The organism is Posidoniimonas polymericola (assembly GCF_007859935.1).
GTDB classification, from domain to species: domain Bacteria; phylum Planctomycetota; class Planctomycetia; order Pirellulales; family Lacipirellulaceae; genus Posidoniimonas; species Posidoniimonas polymericola.
Genome location: NZ_SJPO01000003.1, coordinates 261,918 through 287,544, shown reverse-complemented (window position 1 = coordinate 287,544; position 25,627 = coordinate 261,918). Strand labels below are relative to the sequence as shown.

Sequence of the window (25,627 nt, the reverse complement as noted above, 5' to 3'; positions counted from 1 at the left end):
GCTACTTTGCCGGCGATAGGCGGTACAGGCCCGAGCCGTGGCTCGGCAGCTCGGCACTAAATTTAGCGTCGTGCACGGCGGCCTGGCCGGCGTCTTGCCAGAGGTCTTCGACGCGGATCTTATGCGGCAGCTCGAGCTCGGCGAACTCGACGCCAACCTCGGTCGCCTCGCCGCCGGTGTTGAATAGCGCCAGGTACTTATCGCCCGAGCCCGGCGCGTCGGCGATCCAGGCGACCTGGTCGCCGCGGCGGTAGAGCTGGCGGTTGTTCGTGCTGTGCTGGTTGACCGCGATCATCCGCCGGTTGGTCAGCAGGCTCTCGGTGAACGGGTCGAGCTGGGCGAGGTCGCCCCCCATCATTAGCGGCGAGCGGGCGATGGCCCACAGGTTCATCAGCGTGTGCTGCTCGTCCTTGGTGAACAGCGTGTGCTTGGGGTGCGGCGAGGTCGAGACCTGCCGCAGCGCGCCGAGCGGCAGCATGTCGGCGTCGGGCCAGTGGCCGGGGCCGCGGTACGGGGTCCAGGCGTCGAGCCGGCGGAACTGGTCGAACAGCAGCGGCCAGTGGTCCCAGAAGTCGTCGCTGATCCGCCACAGGTTGGCGTGCCGCTCGACGTGCGGGCCCTGGTCGACCGGGGTCTCGCCGGGCGACAGGCTCAGCACCATCGGGCGGCCGGTCTGGTCGATCGCGTGGCGGATGGCCTCGATCTCGGCGAGGTTGTCCTCGTAGGGGCGGCTGAGGTCATCGACCTTGACATAGTCGACGCCCCATTCGGCGAACAGGTCGTAGACCGAGTTGTAGTACTCCTGCGCGCCGGGCTTCGACATGTCGACGCCGTACATGTCGGAGTTCCAGGTGCAGGTGCTGTTCTTGTTGGCGATGTCGGCGGCGGTGAGGTCGGTCCCCTTGATCGGCAGCTCCCGGTCGACCGCCAGACGCGGGATGCCCCGCATGATGTGCACGCCGAACTTCAGGCCCAGGCCGTGCACGTCGTCTGACAGCGGCCTGAAGCCGGCGCCGCCGTCGGCGCTCGGGAAGCGGTTCACGGCGGGCTGCAGGCGGCCGAACTCGTCCATCACCAGCGGCGCGCCCGCGCGGTACTCGAAGCCGTTGGCGCCCGGCTCGTACCACTGGATGTCGACCACCACGTACTGCCAACCGAAGTCCTTGAGCTTCGCGGCCATCACGTCGGCGTTGGCGCGGGTCTGCTGCTCGTTGACCGTGGCGGCGAAGCAGTCCCAGCTGTTCCACCCCATCGGCGGGCTCTCGGCCCACTGCAGGAAGCGGGCCGTCTCGTCGGCGGCGGCGGGCGAGACAAATCCGAAGCTGCTAGCGAGCAGCGCAATGGTCAGTGCGAGAGACTTCACTTGGGAACCCGATGGTCGGCAGAAAGGCGAGAACAGACAGCGGCGGCGGCCTGGTCGGCCCGCGACGCACGGTTCCACCTTAGCCCACGGCCCCCGAGCCAGCAATTGCCGACGCCCGCAGCCGCGTCCGGCGCTGGTATACTAGGATTCCGCCTCTGCCCGCAGCCGCCCGACTCCTCACGGATCGCTTATGTCCGCCCGCCGACTCCGCTCTGCTACCGCCATCACCGCCTGCACCCTGCTGCTGACGGCGGCCTGGGCGCGCGGCCAGGAGCCCGGCTGGCAGGCCGAGCTGAGCCGGGACTACCACAACGTTTCGGGGACGGTGACCATCGTCGACGCCGACACCTTTCGCATCGACAACTTCACGTACGACGGCGGCGGGCCGAGCGTGTACTTCTACCTCGGCGCCGAGGACACGACCCCCGCGTTCACCAACGGCGTGAAGGTCCCACAATTGTTGACCGGCACGGTCTACAACGGCTCGCAGGGCCCGCTACTGTTCGACCTGGCGCCCGGCGACTCGTTCGACGGGCTGCAGGCGATCTCCGTGTGGTGCGACGACTTCTACGTCAGCTTCGGCTCCGGCGCCTTCGCGGCGCCGAGCCTGCCGGGCAACTACAACGGCGACCTAGCGGTCGACGCGGCCGACTACACGGTGTGGCGCGACAACACCAGCGGCGAGTTCCTGCCTGCCGACTACGACACATGGCGGACCAACTACGGCGCAGCATCAGCCAGTTCGGAGCTTACCGCCGCCATCGCCGCGCCCGAGCCGCCGGCGTTGTGGCTGCTGACAGCCGCGCTGGCCACGCTGAAACGGCGGCCGCCATCCCGGGGTCGCGCTCTCTAGCGGCAATTAAAACCTACGGCGGGCCGCGGCCACGCCGATGAGACCCAACAGCGCTAATGTCGCGGACAGCGGCTCAGGGACCTCCGCACGCAGGTTGTCGACGCCAAACTCTTGGCCGCCGAGACGCACCGTGTCTATCTGGCCAGTGAGCGTTACCTCGCCGAAGACTCCCCCGAAAATGGGGGACGCGGTAACTGATACCGCGACCCCTGCGATCGACGCTGGAGCATCCGTCATGTCAGCCAAGGACAGGTTCGTCCCGTTGACGCCCAGGTTGACCGTGCCGCCAGAGTCTGCGTATTCGAATGTCACGAGGCCGACGTCGAACGGAAGTGATCCAAATTCGAAGTCGAGGTTGATATTGCTGATCGTCATCGGCGTCGTTGAGAACTTATCGGCCATGAAGCCTCCGACCGTCGCACTGGAGAAGCTCCCGCTGCTGTAGTTCTGCAACCGCACGTCGACGCCGTCCTCGGTGAAGGCCAGGTCACCAGGGCTGTCGCCGGAAGAGGCACCGTAGGTCGTGCCCAGCGGAAGCGACTCGAAGTCGATCGTTGCCGATTGCGCCCTGACAGTCTGGTCTGCGAGCAGAAGAAAAACCGCCGCAAGTGCGGCCGAGGTGACAGCTTTCATCGAAGTGTCTCCGTGAGAGGGCCCCTGAGAGCTCTGCCAAACAAAAAACCCACACCGTGCGTCCCTGTCGACCGGTTCGCAAACCGAATCGTGGACGAATGGTGAGGGTTGATGCGTTAGCTGAACTCAATTGTCGTAGGGCGGTATATGAATAGCCGCTTCGAAACTACACGGCTGGACGATGTCAGCCAAACACTTTGCGTTAATCGGCCTAGCCTCGTCCCGCCAAGCTTCGGCCTACTGGCGTTAGCGACGCGAGTGGACGGGTTCCGGTCGTCTCGGGCATAATGGGACGCAGCTAGCAGAGCTGCAATCGGTTTTCGTATCGCACGAGAGGAGGGAGTCGCATGGCGGAACAGGTCCATGGGCACGAGGTGATGCGGATGATGCTCGCCGGGGGCCAGTCGTACACGCGGGAGTCGCTGTGCTCGGCGATCGTCAAGGAGTTCGGCGAGGCGGCCCGTTTCTGCACCTGTTCGGCCGAGGGCATGACGGCCGACGAGCTGGTCTCCTTCCTCGAGGCCCGCGACAAGTTCGTCGCCACCGAGGGCGGCTTTACCACGGCGGCGGACAAGATCTGCGACCACTGACAATTGCCGGTCGACTGGGCGCCATTGGCGATCACGCTTGTTCAGGAGTCTGCGAGTTTTAGGCCCGGCATTCATGCCGGGTTCTGGGGCTGAAGCCAAACTTGGTAAGCCCCGTTAACGGGGCTTCACGGCGCCCGTTGTGCCGGGTTGACCCGGCATGAATGCCGGGCCTAGCAACTCTGCGGCCTAAGGTCGGCGCCAGCTAGTGAAAAGCCTTGCCCAAATGCGGGGGGGCGCCGTCGCATCGGCCCATCTCTTCTGCTCTCGCCGCCGGTTTGTTGCTGCAACCGGCTGCCCGACGCGTTCTAATATCAAATGGAAGTACGCCCACCAGAGGGTGTCGGGCGTGTGGGTTCCGCTGCGCGCGTGGGGCCTGGGAGCGGTCTCTTGAACCGCTAACACGGCTCCGAGGCGACCCCGGTCAGATCATGGCGGGTTGGCCGACGGCGGTCCGATCCGCAAAACACTTAGGGACAAAACCCCACCCACCACTGGAAGGAGCCTTGCCCAATGCATTAGCTGCTAAACACTTACAAGAATCGAGGAAGAGATAGGCCGCGGGTTTTGTCCCCTCCGCTCGTTTTTTCAGACTAAACCTCTGAGCGGCGTTGCGACCGCGGACGACAAAAAAAGCGACCCGGAGGAGGACCGTTGCGCCAAACAACGATGCCCCTGCCGGGCCGCTCTGTGGGATTCGACGCCGTAGCGGCGAACTGGTTTTTCGACTCCGCTAGGCGTTGGCGACCGCGGGGACCTCGGCCAGGCGTCCCGCCACGTAGCCGCGACAGTTGTCGGCCCCGCAGCGGCACTCGAACGCCTTGAACAGGTAGTCCTCGGTGAGGTCGTAGTCCATGGTCAGCAGCTCGCCCGGCTCGATGTCGCGCACGGCGATGTAGCACCGCGTGCGGGGCTCGAGCATCGAGTTGGGGTCACAGCAGTGCAGCACCTTGCCGCCGACGTACGGGTCGTCGAGGTGCTCGTTGGGCCCCACCTGCAGCGTGTACTGCGTGACGTAGTCGCGGAGAACTCCGTTCATCCGGAACAGCAGCTCTCCAGCTGCGAACCGGCGGAGGACTTCCACGCCCTGGCCGCGATGGTCGTCCACGTCGATCACGCGGAATTCTTCTGCCTGCGGCTCATCGGCGATCACAGGCAGGTGTCTGGGGTAGATTCTCATTTGCGGTAGAATACCTCACAGGTCACCGAGGAAGGGGACAGGAAGTCGTCCAAGACTCGCCTGACAGTTTCTTCTTCAAACTCTTTGCAGCTAAAGACGTCCAGGTACATGTCGCGGTGGGCGTCGTTGGTGTGGATGACGATGGCGGAGGTCTCGATCAGCTGCACGCCGGAGATGCCGGTCTCGATGCCGCCGCCGAAGCGGGCGATGACCGGGTCGCCGAAGCGGACCATGTCGATGTCGTCGGCCATGACCTGCAAGAACTTGGTCATGCGTTCGATCGAGAGTATGTCTTCGCTGCAGCCCAGGCAGGTCGCGATCAGGTGCTGACCGTAGTGGGGCTGGCCGTTGTGTTGAAGGCGACGATACTCCGCAAGCGCAGTTGTCATAGGGAGGGGCTCCAAAGGGAGTGGGGGCTCGGGTCCGGTGCCGGCAGCCGTTCGGGAACGGTTTGCGGGAAGCGGCGACTGCTTAGAGGCAGTTCAGAGCGGAAAGCGAAAGGCGCCGAACATTCCGATCAACGATTCGAAGGCGGCCGCCGATTTGTGTAGCACGGGAAATGTTATCGACTACGCCCCGGTCGGGTAAGATGAGTTTCCCAATTTTTCGAGAATTGCTCCGAGACTGCCCCCTGCAGCGGAAATGCCCGGCGCCAGCACGAAAAACTCGCTCGCCCACCCGTCACTCGCGCGACAGTCGCACCGCCCGTGGCCGATCCCCGCGCGACGCTGGACCTGGCGGCAGAGTTGGCTGGAGCTGCTGTTCGCCCACTGGCCGGTCGAACCGGGTCTGCTGCGACCACTGCTGCCGCCGGGGCTCGAGCTCGACCTGTGGGACAACCAGGCGTGGCTCGGCGTGGTGCCGTTTCGGATGGAGGGCGTCACGCGGCGGCCGCTGCCCGACCTGCCGTGGCTGTCGGCCTTCCCGGAGATCAATGTCCGCACCTACGTCCGACAGGTCGGTCGGCCAGGCGGGAGCCCCGACGGCCGGCCGGGCGTCTGGTTCCTGAGCCTCGACGCGACCAACCCGCTGGCGGTATGGGCGGCGCGGCGGTGGTTCCACCTGCCGTACCACCGCGCGCGGATCGACGCCCGCCGCACGGACCACGGCGTCGCGTACCTGTCGGAGCGCGCCGACTGCGCGGCCTGCTTCGCGGCCGAGTACCGCCCGACCTCCGACCCGTTCGAGGCGACGCCCGGAACGCTCGAGCACTGGCTGACCGAGCGGTACTGCCTGTACGCCCCCCGCCCCGACGGCGGCATGACCCGCACCGAGGTGCACCACGTGCCGTGGCCGCTGCAGCACGCCGAGGCGACGATCATGGAGAACAGCATGGCCGCGCCGCACGGCGTCGACTGCGCAGGGCCGCCCGCCACGCTGCACTACGCCGAGCGGATCGACGTCGCGGTCTGGTCGCCCGAGCTGCTGCCGCGTTACAGCTCGTAGCCGTGCTGCAGCTCGGGGCGGACGATCGCCGCCAGCTCCGGGGCGTTGGTCGGCGTCATGCTCTGGGCGTCCCACTCGACCCGCTGGCCGGGGGTATCGGCCTCGTGGGCGGCCCACACGGCCAGGTTGCCCAGCAGCACGGTCTCGGTCAGCGGGCCGCCGGTGTCGGCAAAATTGGACGCGCCCGCCGCGCCGCCGCCGATCGCCCGCACCCACTCGTCGAAGTGGCCCGGCGAGCGTTCGAACTCGACCTCGGGGGTCTCGAGGTCGCCGATGATCTCGAAATTGCTGCCGTAGGCGTCGGGAGAGTAGAGCGTGGCGTTCTCGGCGACCACGATCACGCCGTTGCCCGGCAGTTCACCCTCGGACCCGACCAGCGCCGGGTCGGGACGCTTGCCGCCGTCGTACCAGGTGAGCTTGAGCGCGTCCCGTGAATCGTTGCTGGGGAACTCGAAGTCGATGACCGACCAGTTGGGGTAGCTGTCGCGGTTGTGGCCGGAGGTGGTGGCCTGCACCGCCACCGGATCGCGGAGCTCCAGCGCGTGGAACGGCATGTTCAGCACGTGGCAGGCCATGTCGCCCAGGGCGCCGGTGCCGAAGTCCCACCAGCCGCGCCACTTGAACGGGTGGTACAGTGGGCTGAACGGGCGGGAGGGCGCGGGGCCGAGGAACAGGTCCCAGCTGACGTGCGGCGGCGCCTCGGCCGCGGCGGGGCGGTCGACGCCCTGCGGCCACCAGCCGCCGCAGCGGTCGGTCCAGGCGTGCACCTCGCGGACCTTGCCCAGCACGCCCGACTGGATCACCGCCTGCGAGCGTCGGGCCGCTTCGAGCGCCGCGCCCTGGTTGCCCATCTGCGTCGCGACGCCGGCCTCGGCGGCGATCTCGGTCAGTCGGCGGGCCTCCCAGATCGAGTGCGTGAGCGGCTTCTGGCAGTAGACGTGCTTGCCGAGCCGCATGGCGGCCGCGGCCGCCACCGCGTGGGTGTGGTCGGGCGTGCTGACGGTGACACCATCGATCTTGTCGCCCAGCTTGTCGAGCATCTCGCGGAAGTCGGCGAACCGCTCGGCGCCGGTGTGCTTCTCGTCGCCCGAGCTGTTGAGCGTGTTGGCGTCGATGTCGCAGATCGCCACGACGTCGCCGAACCGGGCGGCGTCGGCGGAGTCGCTCGAACCCTTGCCCCCTACCCCGATGCAGGCAAACTGCGGCCGGCTGTTAGCGAGACCAGGTTGCTGCGCTCCGAGTGAACCGGTAACCCAGAATCCGGCGCCCGCCAGAGCAGAGGATTGCAGGAATCGGCGACGACTTAGCGAGTGACTCATCGATGTGGCCCGTCAGGGGTTTCGGTTGCGAGACCGGAACTCCGCCGGTCGCGTTCCCAGAACTTAGCCGACCCGACCCACAGAAAGCAAATCGCGGGGCGGGCGCCACGGCCCGCCGCAGATCGCGGTCAAGCAGCCCGGCGGGTTGCTTCGGCGGGCTCGAACAGCGGCACCACCGCCCTGAGCGCCTCGCGGGTCACTTCCTTGGGCTGGTTCGCGACCGCCGCCAGCCGGCTGATCTCGTGCGTCAGACGCAGCAGGCTCTCGACGTTGCTGTCGGCGACCATGATCTTGCCGTGCGAGGTCGGCTTGTGCCGCTCCGAGTCCCAGTACAGCTCCTCGTACAGCTTCTCGCCCGGGCGGAGGCCCGTGATCTCGATCTCGATGTCCTCGCCAACCTTCAGGCCGGACAGCCGGATCATGTCGCGGGCGAGGTCCATGATGCGGACCGGCTCGCCCATGTCGAGCACGAAGATCTCGCCCCCGCGCCCCATCATCCCGGCCTGGATGACCAGCTGCGACGCCTCGGGGATCATCATGAAGTAGCGTTCGATGTCGGGGTGCGTGACCGACACCGGCCCGCCCCCGGCGATCTGCTGGCGGAACACCGGCACCACGCTGCCGGCCGAGTCGAGCACATTGCCGAACCGCACCGTGGTGAACCGGCACGACGAGCCGGCGGAGCGGGCCTGCACGTAGCGTTCGGCGAGCTGCTTGCAGCTGCCCATCACGCTGGTTGGGTTGACGGCCTTGTCGGTCGAGATCATGACGAACGCCTGGGCTCCGTGCGACTCGGCCAGGTCCGCGACGTTGCGGGTCGCGAGCACGATGTTCTTGACCGCCTCGCCGGGGTGCTCTTCCATCAGCGGCACGTGCTTGTAGGCGGCGGCGTGGAAGATGACGTCGGGCTGGTGCTGGGCGAAGACCGCCTCCATCCGTTCGGGGTCGGTGAGGTCGCCGATCGTGACCTCGAGATCCGCCTCGGGCGCGAGCCGGCGGAGCTCCCGCTCGAGGAAGAACTGGCCGGTCTCCGAGCGGTCGATCACGACCAGCTTGGCCGGCCGGACCCGCAGCAGCTGGCGGCAGACCTCCGAGCCGATGCTGCCGGCGCTGCCGGTCACCAGCACGGTGCTCCCGCGCAGCCAGGCGCCGACCGCCTGCTGATCGAAGTCGACCGCCTCGCGGCGCAGCAGGTCCTCGATCGCCACGCTCCGCGGCTGCACCGAGACATCCTCGTCCAGGATCTGCTGGTAGCTCGGAAGCACCCGCACGCGGAAGTCGTGATCCGCCGCGGTGTGCACGATCTGCCGCACCTGCTTGCCGGGCAGGCTGCCGGCGATCAGCACCTCTTCCACCGCGTGACGCTCCACGAGTTCCAGCAGTTGATCGGTGCCGCCGAGGACCGGCGTGCCGCTAATGCGGCGGCCGCGATGCGTGGGGTCGTCGTCGACAAACCCAACTACCCGAGCCGCCGAGGCGCCGCCGGCCCGCAGCGCGCGGAGCAGCACCTCACCGTGGTCGTCGGCGCCGACAATCAGCGTGCGGACCTGCCCCTCGCCGGCGTTGAACGCGCGGGTGCGTAGGTAGTGCAGCGCCCGCGGCCACGCCCGCACGGCGCTCAGGGCCAGGATCGTGGCTCCCCAGTCGATGAACACCACGCCGCGGGGGATGGCCAGCCTGGTGAGCACAAAGGTGTCGAGCAGCGTCAGCGCCACGGCGCCCGCGGTGGCGGCCTTGACGATCGCCACCAGATCCTCGAAGCCGATGAAGCGGTGGTGCTGCTGGTGGACGTCGTGCCAAAAGACGGCGCCCAGCTTGGCGATCACCGCGACGCCAATCGTCAGGTACATCTGGTCCCAGTAGTGCGGCGAACCTCCGTCGTTGAACCGCAGCACGTACGCCAGCACGTACGCGCCGGCGCAGGCGAGCGTGAGGCAAAGCAGTCGGATTCCGGACGCCAGTCGCTGTCTCATGGATCTTGCTTGGGGTCGGTCGGGGGTTCGTCCCACGGGCTCGCCAGCAGCGAGCGGCGGGCGACACGCGTCGGGCTGGAAGCGTCTCGCTGCATCAGGCGGTGCTTGGCGATCTTCTCCAACCAGCTCCGCAGCGACTGATCGTCGGGGCTGCGGGCCAGGCACCAGCGGATGTGCGGGTCGGCCTCGTCGTAGCGTTCCGACCGGAACAACGCGCTCGCCAGCCCGCGGCGGATGTGGAACAACCGGGGTTCAATCTCGTAGGCGCGGGCGGCGCACTCCACGGCACGGGGCAGGTCGCCGAGCTGCTCGTGGATGGTCGCCGCCTGCCAGTAGTTCACAGCCGCGTGCCGCGGCGTGTCGGTCAGCTGGTTCTGCTCGGCTAGTTTCGTGGCGTGGACCGCCAGCGCCCGCAGGTCGGTCTCGTTGCCGCGGTGGCGGTAGAACTCGTAGGCGGCGAAGGTGAACCGCCAGTCCGGATCAAAGTCGGTGACGAACTGCTCCGCCGGGAACAGCAGGCTCACGACCGAAGCGAGCTTCACCAAGTGGTTGCCCGGGGCGCGACCCGCCCGCCGCCACAGCTCGCGGGCCTCGTCGATCTGGGCGGTCTGGAAGCGGTGCTTGCCGGCGGTGAACAGCACGCTGCCGTTCTGCGGCCGCACCGACAGCGCCTGCTCGACCAGCTGGTCGTTGCCGGGCAACTGGTCGGCGGCGAGGAAGTCGAGGTCCGCCAGGTAGAGGTAGCCCTCTCCCTGCAGCGGGCAGAGCCGCACCGCGTGCGCGGCCGCCGAGCGGGCGGTGAGCAGCAGTCGAGCGTCCTCGCCGAAGGCGCGGCGCAGCCATTCGACCGTCGCCTCGTGCGAGGGGAACTCCGAGGCGAGCACCGCCGAGCGGACCGCCTCCAGCCCCATGCCGCCTCCGGCCTGGGCCTGCGCCAGCTCGAACCGGTGCAGGCACTGGGCCGCCAAGCGGAGCTGCGCGGCCGCGTCCTGAGGGTTGGCGCGGACGATCTCGACCAGGTCGCGGATCATCTCGTCCGAGTAGTACACCCGCGAAGCCAGGATCTGATCGTCGGCGTCCGGGGCGTTGTTGCGGGCCTTGGCGAACAGGCTTGAGTTGTAGCGATTCACCGCGACCGAGGTCGTCGTGTAGTGGTCCCGCAGGCGGGCGGTTTCGGCGGGGGCGACCAGCAGGGCCACGCACGCCGACGCCATCGCGACGCCGGCGTAGCCGCCGCTGACGACGCCATTGGGCCGCCAGAGGGGGCGTTTGTCACGGAGCAGGTGCAGCCGCATCGCCGCCGCCGCGATCAGCACCATCGGCGCCAGGCAGGACGGGATGAACCAGACAAAGTCGGCGATCGAGTGGAACAGAGACACGCCCAGCGCCCCGGCGATCACGGCCCACAGGGCCAGATCGTCGCGGTCCTTGGCGCCGACCAGGCCGCGGACGCACCAGCAGCCAACGAGCGCCACGGCGCCGCCTGCCAGCAGCAGCCCGGCCAGGCCGGCCTCGGTGGCGACCTGCAGGTACCCGGACTCGGCGTGAGTGAAGTGGACCGGCGTGGCCTCCTCGATGAACATCGGGTAGACCTGGCCGTGGCTGCCGGCCCCGTACCCGAAGACCGGGTTGGCGGCGAAGGCCGACAGGTTCGCCCGCCACACCAGCTGGCGGTCTGTGGTGTCGGTCAGGTCGTCGATGCCGGTCAGCGTCACCCCGCCCGACTTCTGGGAGACCTGATCGTACTGCAGCAGCGACAACGCAACGCCGGCCACGATCAGCAGCAGACCGCCGCGCACTAAGTGCGACCGCCCGACCCACCCGGCCCAGCCGAGCAGCGCGAGCGTCACGGCCATACCGACGAGGTAGGCGAGCAACGCCCCGCGCGAGAAGGTCAACAGCACCGCCGCGGCGGTCAGCCCGAGCGCGGCGATTGAGCCAATGGTCCGAATGAGCTCGTCGCGCGATACGCCGGGCTTGGCGTTGGGAGAACGACGGAGGGCGGCCGCGGCGAGCGCCTCGCGTTGCCGCAGGGCGAGCAGCAGCAGGGCGCCTACGCCCAACGCAATGAAGTGCCCGCAGTGGTTGGGGGTCGTGAACGAGCCGAGCGCCGCGCGGCTGACGTCGCGGTACGGCAGCGGAATGCACCACAGCAGCAGCTTCGTCCCCGAGGCGTACTGCAGCAGCGCGAGCGCCGACATGCCAACCGCCGCAAAGCCGACCCAAGAGATCAGCCGCCGGACGTCGCCGACGGTTTTGAGCCGCTGGGCGGCAACGAGGAACAGCACGCAGTGCGTCAGCAGCGTTGCAAGACTAGAACGGGTCGCCCAGGCGTCCACGGTCAGCGTCTGCCACGCGCCGAACGAGTTCGCATCCCCGCGCCAGGTGGTCAGGCGATCGGCCAGCTCCGGGGAAAGCACCCCCAAGACTGCCGGCGGCAGCGGAGTCAGTTGGAGGAGCAGCAGCGCCGGTCCCGCCGCCAGCAGCGCGGCGGCCCAGCCAGAGAGCGGGCTCGCCGAGCCCTCGTTCGTCGCGCGGTGCACCGCCCAGGCGACCGCGGTCGCCAGCACGATCACCGCGTAGGCCAGCAGGCCGATGTCATGCCGCCCGCCGTAGAATAGCGGCGCCACCAGCAGCACCGCCGCCAGGCCCGCGTCCACGGCCTTCAGCGGCCAGCGGCGGACATCGACATTGCGGAGTCGTTGGATGATGGCTTGCGGCTTCATAGCAATGCATAGTGTCGGCGGTTAGGCCGCCCGGTCGGCGTCGGCGGGACCTTCGGTCGGGCGGCGCCACGACGCGGCTGCGGGCTCGACAGGCGACAGGTCGTGCTCGACTTTTTCCTCGACTCTCTCCTCCTCGTCGGAGTGCCCGTAGCCGTACCCGTAGCCATACCCGTAGCCGTAGCCGCCTTCGGATTTGTTAGAGATGCGGTTCGCCACGACGCCGTGCACGTGGCAGCCGGCGTGCAGGAAGCTGTCGCACGCGCGGACCACCAACCGGCGGTGGTTCTTTTCGGGCGTGACCACCACGACCACGCCGTCGACCAGGCGGCCGATGATCTGGGCGTCGCTGACCGCCAGCACGGGCGGGCAGTCGACCAGGACCTGGTCGTAGCGTCCCTCGGCCCAGGCGAGCAGCTCGCCGAAGTTGGGTCCCGAGAGCAGCTCGGCCGCGTCGGGCCGGCGGGGACCGGCCGGGATGACGTCGAGCTTATCGAGCCCGGTCTTGACCAGGCACCGCTCTGCGAGAGCGCCGATGGCGCCTTCGCAGATCAGGATGTCCGTGACGCCGGCGTGGCCCTTGAGGCCCATCAGGCTGGTCATGCCGGGTTTGCGGAGGTCGGCGTCGATGATCAGGGTGCGTTTGCCGACCTGCGCGAACGCGACGCCCAGGTTCGACGAGACCGTCGTCTTGCCGTCGGACGGCTCGGCGCTGGAGATGACGAGTCGTTCGGTCTCTTCGCCGCGGAGGGTGAGCGAGGTCCGCAGGGTGCGGAAGGCCTCGGCTTCGACCGAGTTCGCGTCGACGTGCATGTGGACCGCGTCGAGTCCCGTGCCGGGCAGCGGGTTGAGGGTCCGCACGACCGACAGCACCGGCAGCTCGAGCTGCTGGGACATCTCGTCGGGCGAGGCGAAGCGGTCGTCGAGCTGGTCGCGGATGAACACGATGCCGGCCCCCAGCAGCACGCCGCCGACCAGGGCCGAGCCGAACAGCCGGGCGAACCGCGGCGACACCGGGGTCTCCTCGGGCAGCGGCTCCTCGACAATGCTGGCGCGGATCGGCGCTTGAACCTGGTGGATGTCGACCGCCGCGATCTTCTCGAACAGCACGTCGTGCAGCGACTCCAGCCGCTCGACCTCGCGTTTCCGCATGTCGAGCTCGACCAGGTCGCCGCTCTGACGGGCGGCGTTGACGCGGGCGTCCTCGAACGACTCGGCCAGGATGCGTTCCTGCTCCATCGCCTGGGCGACCGACTGCTCGAGGGTCCGCTTGATCATCGGTCCGAGGTCGCCGTTGTTGATCGACGCGTAGCGCGAACCGCTGGCGGCGTGGTAGCTCGAGAGGTACTGCTGCAGCGCGGCGACCTGCTCGGTGAGCTCCTTGATCTGGGGGTGGTTGGGCCCGTAGTGGGGCGACAGCCGCCGCAGCTCGTCCTGGGTCTCCATCAGCCGCTGCTGCTGGCTGGTGAGCATCTCCATGTCCTGGTGGCTGAGTCCGAGCGCGGCCAGCATCATCTGCTCTCCGACCGCCTCCTCGACCACGCTCAGGTAGTTGCGCATGTCGTCGCCGCGGGCCATCGCCATCGCCACCGACGCCAGCGAGCCCTGCAGGTCGAGCCGCCGCTGCTGGGCCTCCATTAGGGCGTCGTTGAGGTGGATCGCCCGGCCGATCATCGGGTCGACCACGCCGTCCTTCTGATCGATCGCCAGGTGTCCGCACCGTTCGCGGGCCTCCTGCAGCAGTTTCTGCTTCCGCAGCAGCTCGCTCTGCAGCTGGTCGCGTTCGATGGTGAGCACGTCGAGCACCTCGGCGGCGGTGCTGCGGTGGGTCTCTTCGACGAAGTGCAGGTAGCTGTTGATCACCGCGTTGACCACCGCCACGGCCGACTCCGGCCGCCGCGACTTGTAGCTGACCTGGATAAACTTAGTGCGGCGGACGGTCGACGCCGACAGGCCGCGACCGAGCTCCTCTACCCAGTGGGAAGGGTTGATCGTTTCGAGGTCGATGCGGTGCTCGGGCGGCAGGTCGGAGATCGCGTTCTGCAGCACAACCGGGCTCTTCACCAGCTCGCGGTGGGTCGCCATGAGGTCGTCGGCGCGTCCCCCTTCGGCGACGCTCGATACGCTGTCCGGGTCCTGCTCGATCAGCAGCAGCTTAGCGGTGGAGCTGTAGAAGCGCGGGGCGGCGACGTAGTACGCCATCGCGATCACCGTGCAGCCGGCAACGCACCACGCCAGGGTCGCCTGGTTGCGCTGCATCAGCCGCAGCAGACGCACCAGCCCGTGCAGCGAGTCGGCCAGCGACCCCTCGTGGGCCGCCTCTTCTGGAAAACCACCTTGTTGATCGACGGCTGTCATTCTTGGTGTCGGTCGGTTGGCTCGCGGGCTAGGCCCCGCGATCGATGGGGTGAGTTGCTATTCTTAGAACGCGGCAAGCCGGCTGCTGACGCCCATGGTCACACGGAAGAAGTTCCGGAAGGCGTCCAGCACGGTGGTGGCGGCGGTCTGCTCGACGCTCACCAGGTCGCCCGATCCGATCACCAGGTTCTCATCGCCGGACATCTTGGCCTTGGCGATGCTGACCTCGATCACGACCGGAGGCTCGGCGTCGATGTCGTTCTGCCGGATAACGAACACGCGGTCCGCCACCGGCGAGCTGGTCCCGCCGGCCATCGCCAGCGCGTCGAGCACGCGGATCACCTGGTCGTCGGGCAGTTCAAACTGGTCGGGGCGTTCCACCAGGCCGGTCACGTGGAAGACCCGCTTCTCTTTCGGGTGCACCATCACGACGTCGCGGTCGTCCAGACGCTGATTGGTGGAGCTCCCGGCGCCCGCCTGAGCGAGATTGATTCGTTCGGTAACCGGCCCGCCGGCCGCCGCCTGGTACGAGACCTGCTGCACCCCGCCCTCGTCACCCGCGTCGGGCTGGACGTCGGCGGTGATCAGCCCGGTGCGCGACTGACGCAGCAGCTCGACCTCTGGGCCGGCATCCTCGGTGAGGCCGCCGGCCAGCGCGATCGCGCTGGCGACGTCGCACCCCGCCCGTGGGATTTCGTAGGCGCCGGGGTTGGTTACGGCCCCGAGCACGACGACACGATTGGTCGCCTGCTCGTGCATCTGCACCGTGACCTGCGGCCGCTGGTAGATGCCGCGTTCAACCGCGGCGGCGCCGATCTGCCGACCGGCCGAGGCGACATCGAGCCCCGCCAGCCGGACCGGACCGATCAGCGGGACGTCCGCGTCGCCGTTGGCGTCGACGCGGACGAGCAGCGGCTCCCGCTCGGTGGTCTCGACGCCGGTCGCCAATTGTACGGAAAGCAGGTCGTCGGCGCCGATGGTGGTGCTCTTCCCGCCGCCGCTCGCCAGGCTAGAAATCTGGATCTGACTCGAGTTCAGGGCCGCCGAGCGGCGCATATTCAGCGGGAGGTCCGCGGCCCGGTACTGGGCAGAGTGGCAGCCGAGGGCCGCGCCCGAAAGGAGCACCGCGGCAGTAAACAACCGGAATTGCAGGGTGTAGGACGGCATTCGGGAAGCGACTCGTTGCGGGCGCAGGACCTCTGGTTAGGATGGTGAGCGGGGGTTAATACAGTTTCCTGCGGTCGCCAACAAGGTCGGTCCGCTTCCTGCCCCCTGCCCCCCCTCCCCCGCGCCCCGCTCGGGCCCGCCCCCCAAAGGACCCCATGCCGAGTTCCCCCTGCAAACCGCTGCTAGTCGTTGGCACGCGTCCCGAGGCGATCAAGATGGCCCCCGTGGTCCGCGCGTGCCTGGGCCGCGACGAAATGACGCCGGTGGTCTGCTTCACCGGGCAGCACCAGGAGATGCTGGCGCAGGTGGCAGACTACTTCGGCCTGACGGCCGACGTGAACCTCGACGTGATGCGTCCCAACCAGTCGCTGTCGGGGCTCACCGCGCGGTGCCTGGAGGGGTTAGACCGCGTCGTGCAGGAGCACGCGCCGACGGTGGTCGTGGCGCAGGGCGACACCAGCTCGGTGCTGGCGGCGGCGCTAACGGCGTTCTACCACCGGCTGCCGCTGGTGCACGTCGAGGCCGGGCTGCGGACGCACAACCTGCAGGCGCCGTGGCCCGAAGAGTTCAACCGCCGAGTTGCTAGCATCGCTACCACGGTGCACTGCGCGCCGACCGAGCGCTCGGCCGACGAGCTGCGCCGCGAGCACGTGCCCAACGACCAGATCCACGTAACCGGCAACACCGTGGTCGACGCCCTGCTGGCGACCGTTGAGCGTGAACGCGAGAACGGCGCCCACTGGCGCTGCCGGCACGCCGGCCTGGAACGCGAACGCCTGGTGCTGATTACTGGCCACCGGCGGGAGAACTTCGGAGCCGGCATGCAGGGGATTTGCGACGCGATCGCCGCCCTAGCCAGGCGTTTCACCGACACCGACTTCGTCTACCCGGTGCACCTCAACCCGAACGTCCGAGGGCCCGTGCACGAGGCGCTCGGCGGCTTGGCGAACGTCCACCTGCTGCTGCCCGCCAGCTACCCAGAGTTTGTCTGGCTGATGGACCGCTCGACGCTGATCCTGACCGACTCGGGCGGGGTGCAGGAGGAGGCCCCCTCGCTCGGCAAGCCGCTGCTGGTGATGCGGGACACTACCGAACGGCCTGAGGCGGTCGACGCCGGCGCGGCCCGGCTGGTCGGCGCCAGCACCGGCCGCATCGTCGAAGAGGTCTCGCTGCTGCTGGACGACCCGGCGGAGCTCTCGCGACGGCGGCCGACCTCTAACCCGTACGGCGACGGACACGCCGCCGAGCGGATCGCAGGCCTGATCGCCGGGTGCTAGCGAGGCGTGAACTGGGGTTGTTGGTCGGCGACCGTCGGCCATAAACTTTTGGCCCAGCATCAGGCCATGGACACGGCCGGCTGCTCTCCACCGCGACCCCCAAGGCCGAGCAACGGAATGTTCGACGGGAAGACGATCTTTGTGACCGGCGGCACCGGTTCGTTCGGCAACAGCTTCACCCGCATGGTCTTGACCGACCACTCGCCGGAGCGCGTCGTCGTGTTCAGCCGCGACGAGAAGAAGCAGCACGACATGCGGCTCGCCCTCAACGACGAGCGGGTCAGCTTCGTCATCGGCGACATCCGCGACCGGCCGCAGGTCGCCTACGCGATGCGGGGCGCCAACTACGTGTTCCACGCGGCGGCGCTCAAGCAGGTCCCCTCGTGCGAGTTTTTCCCGTTCGAGGCGGTGCAGACCAATATTATCGGCGCGCACAACGTGCTCGAGTCGGCCGAGGAAGTCGGCGTCGAGAAGCTGGTCGTGCTCAGCACCGACAAGGCGGTCTACCCGGTCAACGCGATGGGCCAGACCAAGGCCCTGATGGAAAAGCTGATGCTCGCCCGGGCGCAGTCGCACCAGACCACCTCCACTACATTCTGCGGCGTGCGCTACGGCAACGTGATGTGCTCTCGCGGCTCGGTCATCCCGCTGTTCATCGACCAGATCAAGGCCGGCAAGCCGCTGACGGTCACCGACCCCAAGATGACCCGCCTGCTGCTCCCCCTGACCGAGGCGGTCAAGCTCGTCACCTTCGCGATGGAGCACGGCCAGCAGGGCGACGTGCTCGTCCAGAAGGCGACCGCGTCGACCGTCGAGGTCCTGGCCCAGGCGCTCTTGAACCTGTTCGGCGCCGACAACGAAGTCAACATTGTCGGCGTGCGGGCGGGCGAGAAGACCCACGAGGTGCTGCTGACGCCCGAAGAGATGATCCGCTCCGAGGAGTACGACAACTACTACCGCGTGCCGTGCCGCGCGGGTCGCAACTACGAGGACTACTTCTCCCGCGGCGACCTCAAGGCGACCTTCATCAAAGACGGCTACACGTCCGAGAACGCCACCCGCCTGACGGTCGAGGACACCGAGGCCCTGCTGCTCAGCCTGCCGGAAGTGCAGGCCGAGCTGAAGGACTGGCCCACCGCCCGCAAGCTGAAGAGGATCGCCGCGTGAGCAACCAGGTCATCGCCATCACCGGTCCGAGCGGATTCGTCGCTAAGGGGCTGCAGACGCGGCTCCGCACCCACGAAGGGGTCGAGGTCCGCCTGATCCCGCGGTCGGCCTGGGACGACGTGCATCGCCTCGCCGCCAAGCTCGCCGGCTGCGACGCCGTGCTGCACATCGCCGGCGTCAACCGCGGGACCGAGGACGAGGTCCGCACCGGCAACACCGTGATGGCCGAGAAACTCGTCCGCGCGTGCGAGGCCAACGGCCAGACGCCGCACGTCGTGTTCAGCTCGACCACGCAGCGCGACAACGGCTCGCCCTACGGCCGGGCGAAGCTGGCCGCCGAGCAGACGCTCGCCGAATGGTCCCACCGGACCGGCGCGCCGCTCTCAATCGCCGTGCTCCCGAACGTCTACGGCGCGGGCTGTCGGCCGAACTACAACTCCGTCGTGGCGACCTTCTGCGCCAAACTCGCCGCTGGCGAGAGCCCACAGATCATCGAGGACCGCGAGGTCGAGTTCATCTGGGTGGGCGACGTCGCCGAGCGGCTCTGCGGGCTGCTGGCCGACCCGCCCGCCGAGACCCGCGTGACGCGGCTCGAGGGCTGTGCAACGCTCAAAGTTTCTGAGCTGCTCGCCAAGCTCGAGGACTTCCGCGCGTCGTTCTTCGAGCGGCACATCGTGCCCGACCTGACAAGCCACCTCGACGCCACCCTGTACTCGACCTTCTTGTCGTACGTGGACCTGGACGACCACCGGCACACGCCGGAGGTCAAGGCCGACAACCGCGGCGAGCTGTACGAGATCATCAAGCTCGCCACCGGCGGCCAGGTGTTCTTCTCGACCACCAAGCCGGGCGTGATCCGCGGCAACCACTACCACACCCGCAAGGTCGAGTGGTTCTGCGTGCTCAAGGGCGAGGCGGTCATCCGGCTGCGTCCGATCCACGGCGGCGCGGTCAAGGACTTCCGCGTCTGCGGCGACCGGCCGCAGTTCATCTCAATCCCGGTGCTGCACACCCACCACATCGAGAACGTCGGCTCCGAGGAGCTGCTGACCATGTTCTGGTGCAACGAAGTCTTCGACCAGGCCGACCCGGACACCTTTTACGACGCGGTGGCCTGACCCCGCGCTGCAAGACACGCTCGGTCGGGCAAGGCTGCCCGGCCCCGACGCCAGGAGGGCCCGATGGCGGCTCCACTCAAAGTTATGACGATCCTGGGCACCCGCCCAGAAATTATCCGCCTGTCGCGGGTGATGGCGCTCTTGGACCAGCACGTCGACCACAAGCTGGTGCACACCGGCCAGAACTCCGACTACGAGCTGAACGAGGTCTTCTTCGAGGACCTGAAGGTCCGCCAGCCGGATTACTACCTGGGGGTCGACCGCTCGTCGCTCGGCCGCATCCTGGGTGATGTGCTGGTGAAGTCCGAGGAGGTGTTCGTCCAAGAACGCCCCGACGCGGTGCTAATCCTCGGCGACACCAACAGCGCGTTCGCCGGCGTGATCGCGAGGCGGATGAAGATCCCGCTCTACCACATGGAGGCCGGCAACCGCTGCTTCGACTTCAACGTCCCCGAGGAGATCAACCGCCGCATCGTCGACCACATCAGCGACTTCAACCTGGTCTACACCGAACACGCCCGCCGCAACCTGCTGGCCGAGGGGGTGCACCCGCGGAAGATCTACCTGACCGGCTCGCCGATGCGCGAGGTGCTCGACTCTTGCAAACCCGAGATCGCCGCCTCGGGCATCCTCGACCGGCTGCAGCTCACGCCGAATGGGTACCTGGTGGTCAGCCTACACCGGGCGGAGAACGTCGACTCGAAGCAGAACCTCGAGCAGCTGCTGACGATCCTCAACACGCTCTGCCAACGCTACGACCGTCCGCTGATCGTCAGCACGCACCCGCGAACCAAGCAGAAGCTCGAGGCCCTGGCGCCCGCTGTTCGAAACGGCGCCGACGCGCGGGTGCGGTTCCTGCAGCCGTTCGGGTATCACGATTACGTGCGGCTGCAGCAGGACGCGTTCTGCACGATCTCCGACAGCGGCACGATTAGCGAGGAGAGCTCGATCCTCGGCTTCCCGGCGGTCACCACCCGCACCGCGATGGAGCGCCCCGAGGCGATGGACACCGGCCACATCGTGCTGACCGGCCTGGACGTCGGGACCGTGGTCGAGTCGGTAGAGTTTGTGACCCAGAACAGCCAGAACTCCCGCGAGCACAACATTGCCCCCGAGTACCAGGTGACCAACACCTCGCACCGCGTGCTGAAGCTGATCCTCGGCACCGCGAAGCTCGGCCATTTGTGGGACGGGATCCGCGCGGCGTAGCCGTGCGGCCTTGCGTACAGCAACCGAGGACAGACCTTGCGTGTCTTGCTGCTCACTCAATATTTCACGCCGGAGCCTGCTGACAAGTGGCAGGAGCTCGCGACGCTGCTGCGCGACGCGGGCCACGGTGTCGAGGTGCTGACCGGCTTCCCCTGCTACCCGCTCGGCACAACCTACCCTGGCTACCGGCAGAAGCTTCTTGGCGAAGAGCAGATCGACGGAGTCCGTGTGATTCGGGCGCCCCAGCTGCCCGACCACAGCAAGTCGGCCCTCCGCCGGATCCTCTACTACTGCAGCTTCGCGATCAGCGCCATCCTGGTGGGACTGCTGAAGTCGCGGCGGCCCGATGTGATTCTCGTCTACCAGTCGGCGGCCCCGATCGGGCTGACCGCTTGGTTGCTGAGCCGCCTATGGCGAAGGCCCTACGTGCTCGACGTCGCTGACCTGTGGCCGGAGAGTGTGGCAGCGTCGGGGATGATGAGCAGCCCGCTGGCGATGGGCGTGATCCGTCGCTTCATGCGATTCGTCTACGCCGGCGCGGCAGAGATCAATGTGATCACCAAGGGCTACCGAGAATCACTGGTCGCGATGGGAGTCCATCCGGCTAAAATCCACTTGGTCTATTACTGGCCGAGTAGCAGCCGGTTCCCGACTTCTGCGGCGGCCGAGTCCCCGCCAGAACTTACTGCGGGCCTCAAGATCACCTACGCGGGCGCGGTCGGACCGTGTCAGGGCCTCGGCGTGCTGCTCGACGCGGCGTCGCTGCTCACGGACCTGCCCGAAGTGCGCTTCGAGATAATCGGCGACGGCGTCGAGCTTGAAGGGCTGCGTCGATCAGCCGCCAAACGTGGCCTTGCGAATGTGGAGTTCCTCGGCAGGATGCCGCTCGACCAAACGAGCCAACGCTTACGGCGATCCGACCTGCTGCTGATCCACCTTAAGCCAGACCCGATGTCGCGGCTCTCGATTCCATCGAAGACTTTCGCCTGCATGGCCGCAGCCCGCCCGCTGCTGATGGCGGTTGAGGGCGAGGCGACCGACATCGTTGCGTCGCGCCGTTGCGGCGAGACCGCTGCCCCTTCGGACCCGCGTTCCCTCGAGATTGCGATCCGCCGCCACCTCGGCCGGTCCATCGAGGAGCGCCGCGAGATGGGACGCAACGCCCGACGGGCGTACGAAGCCGAGTTCTGCCGCGATGCGCAAGCGCCCAAGCTGATCGAGTCGCTCGAGCGGGCGGCTCACCTGCACCGCACGCGTCGCGGTTATTTCTACCGCACCTTCGGCAAGCGGGGCCTCGACATTGCCGCATCCGCAACGCTGCTGGTGCTGCTCTCTCCGGTCATCGCCGTCACTGCGCTGCTGGTGCGTTGTCGGCTGGGTTCTCCGGTGCTCTTTCGGCAAGATCGTCCGGGGCGTGCTGAGCGGGTCTTCCGAATGATCAAGTTCCGGAGCATGTCCGACCGCCGCGACGCCGACGGGGTGCTGCTTGATGACGAGCAGCGGCTCCCCCCGTTCGGACGCCTGCTCCGAGCGTCCAGCCTCGACGAGCTGCCAGAGCTGTGGAACGTGCTGTGCGGCGATATGAGTCTCGTCGGACCGCGGCCGCTGCTGACAAGGTACCTCCCGCGCTACAGCCCACAGCAGCGCCGCCGTCACGAGGTCCGCCCCGGCGTCACCGGGCTGGCGCAGGTGAAGGGCCGCAACGCTTGCGGCTGGGAAGAACGCCTGAAACTGGATGTCGCGTACGTCGAGAACCTCTCGCTGCGTCTTGACCTCTGGATCCTGTTGCAGACCGTAGTCATTACACTGACCCGCCGCGGCGTCGCTGCGGACGGGCACGCAACGATGCCCGAGTTCCGCGGCAAGGAAGACGCCTCGCCGCCTGCTTCTACCGACCGAGTCGCCGCATGAACGCCCCCAGTCCAGAACGCATCCTGCTCTCGCCTCCGCACATGTCGGGGGGCGAGCGGGAGCTGCTGCTCGACGCCTTCGACTCGAACTGGATCGCCCCGCTCGGCCCGCACGTCGACGCCTTGGAACGTGAAGTGTGCGAGCGGGTTGGCACCGAGGCGGCCGTTGCGCTCGCCACCGGCACCGCCGCGCTGCACCTGGCTTTGCTGACCCACGGCGTCGGCCCTGGCGACGAGGTGCTGTGCTCGACCCTGACGTTCGCCGCCACTGCCAACGCCATACGCTACTGCGGCGCCAAGCCGGTGTTTGTCGACAGCGACCTCGCCAGCTGGAATATGGACCCCGACCTGCTGGAAGCCGAACTTAAGCGGATGGCGGCCGCCGGCGCCCGGCCCGCCGCGGTGCTGACGGTCGACGCCTTCGGGCAGTGCGCCGACTACGAACGGATCGAGCCCCTCTGTGAGAGGTTTGCTACGCCGTTGATTGTCGACGCGGCCGAGTCGCTCGGCGCGACGTGTGGCGACCGGCACGCGGGCACGCAGGGCCGGTGCGGCGTCTACTCGCTGAACGGCAACAAAATCATCACCGCCAGCGGCGGCGGCGTCCTGGTCACGTCCGACCCAGGGCTGGCCGAGAGGATCCGCCACCTGGCGACCCAGGCCAAGCTGCCCGCGCCGCACTACGAGCACGAGGAGATCGGCTTCAACTACCGCATGAGCAACCTGCTGGCGGCGGTCGCTCGCGGTCAGCTCGCCGTGCTGGACGAGCGCGTCGCCGCACGGCGGGCAAACTTCGACTCCTACCGTCGCGCCCTTTCGGATCTGCCCGGAGTGTCGTTTATGCCCGAGGCGCCCTACGGCGCCAGCACGCGGTGGCTCACATGCATGCAGATCGACCCGGCCGCCGCCGGCGTGGATCAAACCGCCGTGCGCGAAACGCTGGCTCGACAGAGTATCGAGAGCCGCCCCCTCTGGAAGCCTATGCACCTGCAGCCAGTCCACCAGGACTGCCGCCGGGTGGGGGGCCGCGTATCTCAGACGCTCTTCGAGACCGGGCTCTGTCTACCGAGCGGCTCGGCGTTAACAGACCGGCAGCTCGATCGCGTCGCGAAGGCTGTCCGTGACGCGTTCTCCTTGGCCGGTCACCGAGCGGCATGACGCTAGCTTTAAGTGGAGTTGTCTCGGGTTTCGCGAATCTGATAGAACCGCCCAACCCCTACCTTCGCCCCTGAACCGAGGACCACACAATGACTCAACTGTACGCTCATCTCGAAGAGCTCTTCGAGGTCGATCCGGGGACAATCACTGGCCAAGAGAAGCTGACGGAGCTGCCGGGATGGAGTTCGCTGATGTTCGTTTCGGTGATCGCGATGATCGACGAGGAGTACGAAGTCAGCCTGGAGCCAAAGCTGATCATCGGCTGCGAGAACATCAAGGCCCTCAGGCTCGCGCTCGAAGAAACGCTGTCGCGGCAAAGGGCCGCGTAGTCCCCAGGGCGCAGCCTCGGCCGGCCACCACAGGAATTGAACAATGGCGACGATGAAGATAAACGGAGTCCGCGTGGCCGGGATTGCGTCGGCGGTTCCCGCCAACACGCTAACGGCGGACGATCTGTCTCGGCGGTTCGGCGACGAAGAGTCCGCCAAAATCCGCGCCAGCGTCGGCGTCGAAGAACGCCGCGTCGCCGAGGACGGCGTCTGCGCCTCGGACCTTTGTTTCGAGGCAGCCGAGCGACTCCTCGCGGACCTCTCTTGGGACCGCGGGGACGTCCAGGGCCTGATCTTTGTCACGCAAACGCCAGACTACTTCGCACCCTCGACCAGCTGCGTGCTCCAACACCGGTTGGGCCTTGCCCCGAGCTGCGCCGCGTTCGACGTCAACATGGGATGCTCTGGCTACGTCTACGGACTGGCAGTCGCCATGCAGCTGGCTGGCTCAATTGACGGCCGCGTGCTCCTACTTGTTGGCGACACGATCACCAAGATGGTGTCGCCCGACGACCGGTCCACCGCGCCGCTGTTCGGCGACGCCGGGTCGGCCACCGCGATCGAGCCGGACGCCGACGCCCCGCCAGCGACGATCGTGCTCGGCACCAACGGGGCGGGGGCAGAACACCTCATCACCCGACGCGGCGGGTTCCGCGAGCCCGCCGATCAGCAACACCCGCCGCGGCTGAAGATGGACGGCGCCGAGGTCTTCCAGTTCGCACTGGGCGAGGTCCCCAGGGCCTACCGCGCTACGATCCAAGAGCATGGCTGGACCACCGACGACGTCGAGAGCGTGGTAATGCACCAATCAAACCTGTTTATGCTCCAGCACTTCCGCAAGCGTCTGAAGCTCCCCGAGGAGAAGCTCGTCATCGGTCTGCAGAAGTACGGCAACGCGAGCTGCGCCTCGATCCCGCTGGCGATCGCCGATGCGTGGGGAGCGCCCGGCGCAACCCTATCTAGGCGGCTGGCTCTAGTCGGCTTCGGCGTCGGCTGGTCCTGGGGCGGCGCCGCGGTGTCGCTCCACGACGCGGTCCTTCCTGCTGTGGTGTCGGTAGACTCCCCCCCCGCGGCGATGCCGGAGGCGGCGTAGATGCCCCTGAACCCGATGGACATGGGTGGGGGCCGCGTGCTGGTCTCCGGCGCGTCCGCCGGCTTGGGCAGGGGGATCTCCGTCTTGCTCAGTCAGCTCGGCGCGTCGGTCGTGCTCGTCTCGCGTAGCGAGCGCGGGCTCCGCGAGACAAGGGAACTGCTCGCCCCAGGCGATCACATCGTGGCCCCGTTCGACCTTAACAAGCTCGACGAGATCCCTGCGTGGATGAAGCAACTGGCGGCCGAACACGGCCCCTTCAGCGGCTTGGTTCATTCCGCCGGCGTCAACTTCACTTACCCACTTCGGGTCTCGAAGCCCGAGAAGGTGGACGAGTTGATGCGGATTAACTTCTCCGCGGCGATCGCGCTCAGCCGTGGCTTCCGCCAGAAAGAGGTTTCGACGAAGCCCGGCAGCATCGTGTACATCTCATCGGTGATGGGGATTGTCGGCGACATCGCGGTGTCGGCCTACTCCGCGAGCAAGGGGGCCCTGATCGCCGCCGCCCGGTCGCTGGCGTTGGAGCTGGCGCCGGAAGAAGTCCGAGTTAACTGCGTCTGCCCCGGCCACGTGCAGACCATGCTCACCGAAAAGTCCTACTCTCTCATGGAGGGCGACCGTGTCCGCGCCCTGCGCGCGAAGCACCCGCTGGGCATGGGCAAGCCGGAGGACGTCGCGAACGCGGTCGCGTTCCTGCTTTCGGACGCCGCGAGCTGGATTACCGGCCAATCGTTGGTCGTCGACGGCGGTTTCACTATTCACTAGCA

The 25,627-nt window shown here is 67.6% G+C and carries 21 protein-coding genes; 12 read left to right on the top strand and 9 right to left on the bottom strand.

Features of this window, described 5'->3' with window-relative positions; genetic code table 11:
- Position 1: 1 nt before the first annotated feature.
- Positions 2 to 1,363, bottom strand: a complete 1,362-nt coding sequence (locus Pla123a_RS07910; protein ID WP_146585625.1) for a glycoside hydrolase family 27 protein — start codon at positions 1,361 to 1,363, stop codon at positions 2 to 4.
- Positions 1,364 to 1,553: 190 nt separating this feature from the next.
- Between Pla123a_RS07910 and Pla123a_RS07905 the strand changes: the two genes are divergently transcribed.
- Positions 1,554 to 2,216 carry a DM13 domain-containing protein gene (locus tag Pla123a_RS07905; protein WP_146585623.1) on the top strand — a complete coding sequence of 221 codons (663 nt, stop codon included), beginning with the start codon at positions 1,554 to 1,556 and terminating at the stop codon, positions 2,214 to 2,216.
- A gap of 6 nt (positions 2,217 to 2,222) precedes the next feature.
- Here Pla123a_RS07905 and Pla123a_RS07900 read toward each other — a convergent pair whose 3' ends face one another.
- Positions 2,223 to 2,849 carry a hypothetical protein gene (locus Pla123a_RS07900; protein WP_146585621.1) on the bottom strand — a complete coding sequence of 209 codons (627 nt, stop codon included), beginning with the start codon at positions 2,847 to 2,849 and terminating at the stop codon, positions 2,223 to 2,225.
- 347 nt (positions 2,850 to 3,196) lie between these two features.
- Between Pla123a_RS07900 and Pla123a_RS07895 the strand changes: the two genes are divergently transcribed.
- Positions 3,197 to 3,439, top strand: a complete 243-nt coding sequence (locus Pla123a_RS07895; protein ID WP_146585619.1) for a YecH family metal-binding protein — start codon at positions 3,197 to 3,199, stop codon at positions 3,437 to 3,439.
- Positions 3,440 to 4,169: 730 nt separating this feature from the next.
- Here the strand turns inward: Pla123a_RS07895 and Pla123a_RS07890 are convergent.
- Both Pla123a_RS07890 and Pla123a_RS07885 read right to left on the bottom strand, forming a co-directional pair.
- The gene (locus Pla123a_RS07890; RefSeq protein WP_146585617.1) at positions 4,170 to 4,616 is read right to left on the bottom strand and encodes an SET domain-containing protein-lysine N-methyltransferase; all 447 of its coding nucleotides are present in this window, start codon (positions 4,614 to 4,616) and stop codon (positions 4,170 to 4,172) included.
- Complete coding sequence (locus tag Pla123a_RS07885; RefSeq protein WP_146585615.1) at positions 4,613 to 5,005, bottom strand: S-adenosylmethionine decarboxylase; 393 nt, start codon at positions 5,003 to 5,005, stop codon at positions 4,613 to 4,615. The genes Pla123a_RS07890 and Pla123a_RS07885 overlap by 4 nt, the downstream gene beginning before the upstream one ends.
- Before the next feature lie 253 nt (positions 5,006 to 5,258).
- Here Pla123a_RS07885 and Pla123a_RS07880 point away from each other — a divergent pair, with 253 nt between their 5' ends.
- Complete coding sequence (locus tag Pla123a_RS07880) at positions 5,259 to 6,062, top strand: YqjF family protein (protein WP_146585614.1); 804 nt, start codon at positions 5,259 to 5,261, stop codon at positions 6,060 to 6,062.
- Here the strand turns inward: Pla123a_RS07880 and Pla123a_RS07875 are convergent.
- The 5 genes from Pla123a_RS07875 to Pla123a_RS07855 all read right to left on the bottom strand — a co-directional run bounded on the left by Pla123a_RS07875 (position 6,050) and on the right by Pla123a_RS07855 (position 15,602).
- Entirely contained in the window at positions 6,050 to 7,381 is a 1,332-nt protein-coding gene (locus Pla123a_RS07875; RefSeq protein WP_146585612.1) for a Gfo/Idh/MocA family protein, read from the bottom strand. The two genes, Pla123a_RS07880 and Pla123a_RS07875, sit on opposite strands and share 13 nt — an antisense overlap.
- Positions 7,382 to 7,509: 128 nt before the next feature.
- Positions 7,510 to 9,354, bottom strand: a complete 1,845-nt coding sequence (locus Pla123a_RS07870) for a polysaccharide biosynthesis protein (RefSeq protein WP_146585610.1) — start codon at positions 9,352 to 9,354, stop codon at positions 7,510 to 7,512.
- Positions 9,351 to 12,080 (bottom strand): O-antigen ligase family protein, encoded by a 2,730-nt coding sequence (locus tag Pla123a_RS07865; RefSeq protein WP_146585608.1) that lies wholly within the window; start codon positions 12,078 to 12,080, stop codon positions 9,351 to 9,353. The genes Pla123a_RS07870 and Pla123a_RS07865 overlap by 4 nt, the downstream gene beginning before the upstream one ends.
- A 21-nt stretch (positions 12,081 to 12,101) precedes the next feature.
- On the bottom strand, positions 12,102 to 14,435 hold the full coding sequence (locus Pla123a_RS07860) for a GumC family protein (protein ID WP_146585606.1): 2,334 nt from the start codon (positions 14,433 to 14,435) through the stop codon (positions 12,102 to 12,104).
- 63 nt (positions 14,436 to 14,498) lie between these two features.
- On the bottom strand, positions 14,499 to 15,602 hold the full coding sequence (locus Pla123a_RS07855; RefSeq protein ID WP_146585604.1) for an SLBB domain-containing protein: 1,104 nt from the start codon (positions 15,600 to 15,602) through the stop codon (positions 14,499 to 14,501).
- Between the two features lie 155 nt (positions 15,603 to 15,757).
- On the opposite strand from Pla123a_RS07855, the gene wecB (Pla123a_RS07850) reads away from it, so the two are divergent.
- The 9 genes from wecB (Pla123a_RS07850) (at position 15,758) to Pla123a_RS07810 (ending at position 25,625) form a co-directional block, all read left to right on the top strand.
- A complete protein-coding gene (gene wecB / locus Pla123a_RS07850; protein WP_146585602.1) occupies positions 15,758 to 16,879 on the top strand; it encodes a non-hydrolyzing UDP-N-acetylglucosamine 2-epimerase in 1,122 nt (373 codons plus the stop codon).
- Positions 16,880 to 16,996: 117 nt separating this feature from the next.
- Positions 16,997 to 18,046 (top strand): polysaccharide biosynthesis protein, encoded by a 1,050-nt coding sequence (locus Pla123a_RS07845; RefSeq protein ID WP_146585600.1) that lies wholly within the window; start codon positions 16,997 to 16,999, stop codon positions 18,044 to 18,046.
- The gene (locus tag Pla123a_RS07840; RefSeq protein WP_197527785.1) at positions 18,043 to 19,164 is read left to right on the top strand and encodes a polysaccharide biosynthesis C-terminal domain-containing protein; all 1,122 of its coding nucleotides are present in this window, start codon (positions 18,043 to 18,045) and stop codon (positions 19,162 to 19,164) included. Before Pla123a_RS07845 ends, Pla123a_RS07840 begins: the two co-directional genes overlap by 4 nt.
- Positions 19,165 to 19,227: 63 nt before the next feature.
- The gene (gene wecB, locus Pla123a_RS07835; RefSeq protein WP_197527784.1) at positions 19,228 to 20,373 is read left to right on the top strand and encodes a non-hydrolyzing UDP-N-acetylglucosamine 2-epimerase; all 1,146 of its coding nucleotides are present in this window, start codon (positions 19,228 to 19,230) and stop codon (positions 20,371 to 20,373) included.
- 36 nt (positions 20,374 to 20,409) lie between these two features.
- Positions 20,410 to 22,284: a sugar transferase gene (locus tag Pla123a_RS25230; RefSeq protein WP_146585596.1), complete on the top strand. Its 1,875-nt coding sequence runs from the start codon at positions 20,410 to 20,412 to the stop codon at positions 22,282 to 22,284.
- Positions 22,281 to 23,441, top strand: coding sequence for a DegT/DnrJ/EryC1/StrS family aminotransferase (locus tag Pla123a_RS07825; protein WP_146585594.1), 1,161 nt, complete (start codon positions 22,281 to 22,283; stop codon positions 23,439 to 23,441). Before Pla123a_RS25230 ends, Pla123a_RS07825 begins: the two co-directional genes overlap by 4 nt.
- Before the next feature lie 89 nt (positions 23,442 to 23,530).
- The gene (locus tag Pla123a_RS07820) at positions 23,531 to 23,770 is read left to right on the top strand and encodes an acyl carrier protein (protein ID WP_146585592.1); all 240 of its coding nucleotides are present in this window, start codon (positions 23,531 to 23,533) and stop codon (positions 23,768 to 23,770) included.
- 43 nt (positions 23,771 to 23,813) lie between these two features.
- Entirely contained in the window at positions 23,814 to 24,863 is a 1,050-nt protein-coding gene (locus Pla123a_RS07815) for a 3-oxoacyl-ACP synthase III family protein (RefSeq protein ID WP_146585590.1), read from the top strand.
- The gene (locus Pla123a_RS07810) at positions 24,864 to 25,625 is read left to right on the top strand and encodes an SDR family NAD(P)-dependent oxidoreductase (protein ID WP_146585588.1); all 762 of its coding nucleotides are present in this window, start codon (positions 24,864 to 24,866) and stop codon (positions 25,623 to 25,625) included. It abuts the gene before it with no gap.
- The last annotated feature ends 2 nt before the right edge of the window (positions 25,626 to 25,627 follow it).

What these genes read in the sequence shown, in the direction of transcription:
- wecB (WP_146585602.1), top strand. Translation starts at nt 15,758, where the DNA reads ATGCCGAGTTCCCCCTGCAAACCGCTGCTAGTCGTTGGCACGCGTCCC.
- Pla123a_RS07885 (WP_146585615.1), bottom strand. Translation starts at nt 5,005, where the DNA reads ATGACAACTGCGCTTGCGGAGTATCGTCGCCTTCAACACAACGGCCAG.
- Pla123a_RS07900 (WP_146585621.1), bottom strand. Translation starts at nt 2,849, where the DNA reads ATGAAAGCTGTCACCTCGGCCGCACTTGCGGCGGTTTTTCTTCTGCTC.
- Pla123a_RS07865 (WP_146585608.1), bottom strand. Translation starts at nt 12,080, where the DNA reads ATGAAGCCGCAAGCCATCATCCAACGACTCCGCAATGTCGATGTCCGC.
- Pla123a_RS07845 (WP_146585600.1), top strand. Translation starts at nt 16,997, where the DNA reads ATGTTCGACGGGAAGACGATCTTTGTGACCGGCGGCACCGGTTCGTTC.
- Pla123a_RS07860 (WP_146585606.1), bottom strand. Translation starts at nt 14,435, where the DNA reads ATGACAGCCGTCGATCAACAAGGTGGTTTTCCAGAAGAGGCGGCCCAC.
- Pla123a_RS07905 (WP_146585623.1), top strand. Translation starts at nt 1,554, where the DNA reads ATGTCCGCCCGCCGACTCCGCTCTGCTACCGCCATCACCGCCTGCACC.
- Pla123a_RS07870 (WP_146585610.1), bottom strand. Translation starts at nt 9,354, where the DNA reads ATGAGACAGCGACTGGCGTCCGGAATCCGACTGCTTTGCCTCACGCTC.
- Pla123a_RS07815 (WP_146585590.1), top strand. Translation starts at nt 23,814, where the DNA reads ATGGCGACGATGAAGATAAACGGAGTCCGCGTGGCCGGGATTGCGTCG.
- Pla123a_RS07855 (WP_146585604.1), bottom strand. Translation starts at nt 15,602, where the DNA reads ATGCCGTCCTACACCCTGCAATTCCGGTTGTTTACTGCCGCGGTGCTC.
- Pla123a_RS07895 (WP_146585619.1), top strand. Translation starts at nt 3,197, where the DNA reads ATGGCGGAACAGGTCCATGGGCACGAGGTGATGCGGATGATGCTCGCC.
- Pla123a_RS07825 (WP_146585594.1), top strand. Translation starts at nt 22,281, where the DNA reads ATGAACGCCCCCAGTCCAGAACGCATCCTGCTCTCGCCTCCGCACATG.
- Pla123a_RS07875 (WP_146585612.1), bottom strand. Translation starts at nt 7,381, where the DNA reads ATGAGTCACTCGCTAAGTCGTCGCCGATTCCTGCAATCCTCTGCTCTG.
- wecB (WP_197527784.1), top strand. Translation starts at nt 19,228, where the DNA reads ATGGCGGCTCCACTCAAAGTTATGACGATCCTGGGCACCCGCCCAGAA.
- Pla123a_RS07810 (WP_146585588.1), top strand. Translation starts at nt 24,864, where the DNA reads ATGCCCCTGAACCCGATGGACATGGGTGGGGGCCGCGTGCTGGTCTCC.
- Pla123a_RS07880 (WP_146585614.1), top strand. Translation starts at nt 5,259, where the DNA reads ATGCCCGGCGCCAGCACGAAAAACTCGCTCGCCCACCCGTCACTCGCG.
- Pla123a_RS07890 (WP_146585617.1), bottom strand. Translation starts at nt 4,616, where the DNA reads ATGAGAATCTACCCCAGACACCTGCCTGTGATCGCCGATGAGCCGCAG.
- Pla123a_RS07820 (WP_146585592.1), top strand. Translation starts at nt 23,531, where the DNA reads ATGACTCAACTGTACGCTCATCTCGAAGAGCTCTTCGAGGTCGATCCG.